This is a genomic window from Pseudoalteromonas sp. PS5, from assembly GCF_004103255.1.
Classification (GTDB): domain Bacteria; phylum Pseudomonadota; class Gammaproteobacteria; order Enterobacterales; family Alteromonadaceae; genus Pseudoalteromonas; species Pseudoalteromonas peptidolytica.
Genome location: NZ_RCSQ01000142.1, coordinates 1 through 1704 on the forward strand (window position 1 = coordinate 1; position 1704 = coordinate 1704).

General features: G+C 41.1%; 2 protein-coding genes. Both read right to left on the reverse strand.

What is annotated here, in order from left to right:
• Window positions 1-45 precede the first annotated feature (45 nt).
• A complete protein-coding gene (locus D9603_RS16665) occupies window positions 46-276 on the reverse strand; it encodes a hypothetical protein (protein ID WP_125250387.1) in 231 nt (76 codons plus the stop codon).
• Between the two features lie 128 nt (window positions 277-404).
• Complete coding sequence (locus D9603_RS16670; protein ID WP_128732166.1) at window positions 405-1487, reverse strand: MBL fold metallo-hydrolase; 1083 nt, start codon at window positions 1485-1487, stop codon at window positions 405-407.
• Window positions 1488-1704: the final 217 nt, after the last annotated feature.

Sequence of the window (1704 nt, forward strand, 5' to 3'; positions counted from 1 at the left end):
ATTAAGCAAATTGGTATTAGCTGATTCTCTAACTTCTTCAGCCCCTTAGTTGTCTGAAATATCAGTTATCTTTTGTGCTTTAGGTAAATCGTTCTTGATTGTAAGCGCCATCAAAAAAATTAAACCCAGTGGTGCGGCGACAGCCGAGAAAAAAGCAAGAACCGAGACTAAAATGGGGGTTTGGGTTTTTCGCTTCCCTAAATAGAACCCTAAACCTGCAAATACGATAGCGAGGATAAATACCGCTTGACCAAGTAAATTAGCGTCTATGTTCATTGATACTCCTTATCATTGATTGATGTGTTAGATATTTAACTCTTTATTTATAAAGGCGTTACGATAGCATGGCGGTGGCCATCATTACAGATTATTTTAATTTTTCGCCGCGCCGCCAAATTGACTTTTTACAAACTAAGTGAATCCCCTTCGTTTAATATGTATATGGGGGTGGCTGTTTTGAGTGTATCTTGCATTTTTAACAGGCGGAATAAGGCTGAATGTGATGTCCGGTCTCCCATTCTCCAACTGGCATTACCATAGCCCCATGGCACCATTACTTTGCAGCCTAGTTCCTGTGCGGCTACTAGAGCATCTTCTGGTGTCGTGTGTACTTTGCGATACCACTTAGGGTGTTCTTCACTATGATATGACGCAATCGGAAGTAAACAAATATCAATATCCCCGTATTTTTGCTGAATATCTCTGAAGTGTGGAGAGTATCCTGTATCACCGGCAAAAAATAATGTGTGGTCCTGATGCTCTAATACCCAGCCACCCCACAATGCTGCGCCATGATCTTCATACAGAAAAGGAACCCAAATGCGGCTGCTGAAGTGATTAGCGGGAACAAAATGTGCAGTGACATCACCGAGTTGTTTACTGGCATACCACGCCATTTCGGAAACTTTGTATCCATCATCAGGAAAATGCTCGGCAAATCCAAGTGGCGTTAAAAATTGTGCCTTAGTGCCAATGGTTTTTACATCATCTTTGTTGAAATGATCGTAATGTAGATGTGAATACATAACTGCATCAGTTTGTTGAAGCTCAGCTTTACTTAGCGCGGTTGGCAGGTTGCGGTTATATCCTTCTGAAAGGCGAAATGCCCAGTTTACAGGCCAATCAAATTGCGCAGTTACAGGGTCAAATAGGAATTGTTGTCCGTCTGGTGAATTAACCTTGAAACTGGCATGCCCAAGCCATTGAATTGTAAATCCAGCTGTCAGTGACAGTGATGGATTTTCGCCAACGTAGGTGCAATCTTGCATTTGTGATTTACACGCAATGCGTGGTGTAGGAGGGTAGCACTGTGCTTCACAGGTAGCAGGATAAGCTTCAAACGAATTATATAGATTGCTGTACCTGTCTTCATAGCCCTCGATAGCACTATGTTTTATCACTGAAGATGGCGGTGTAATACGTTCCACAACATTGTTGTTACTGCATCCTGTTAAGGATAATAAGATGACGAAAGTCAGCTTTTTCATTGGTTTTCCTTATTATTTTTGCTTTTGAGTTTACCAATAAAAGGGAGCGTGGTGTAGTCGCTAAAAATCAAAGGGGAGGAGTATAATGCCTATTAGACTTAATACTTGCTCAATTTGCAGGAGTAAATCTGACGCTAACCGTGTTAAAGATTTCTTATTTAGAGCAACTAAATAGCAAAATTTTTGCCTTACCTATATGGATGTAGGTACCTTAGCG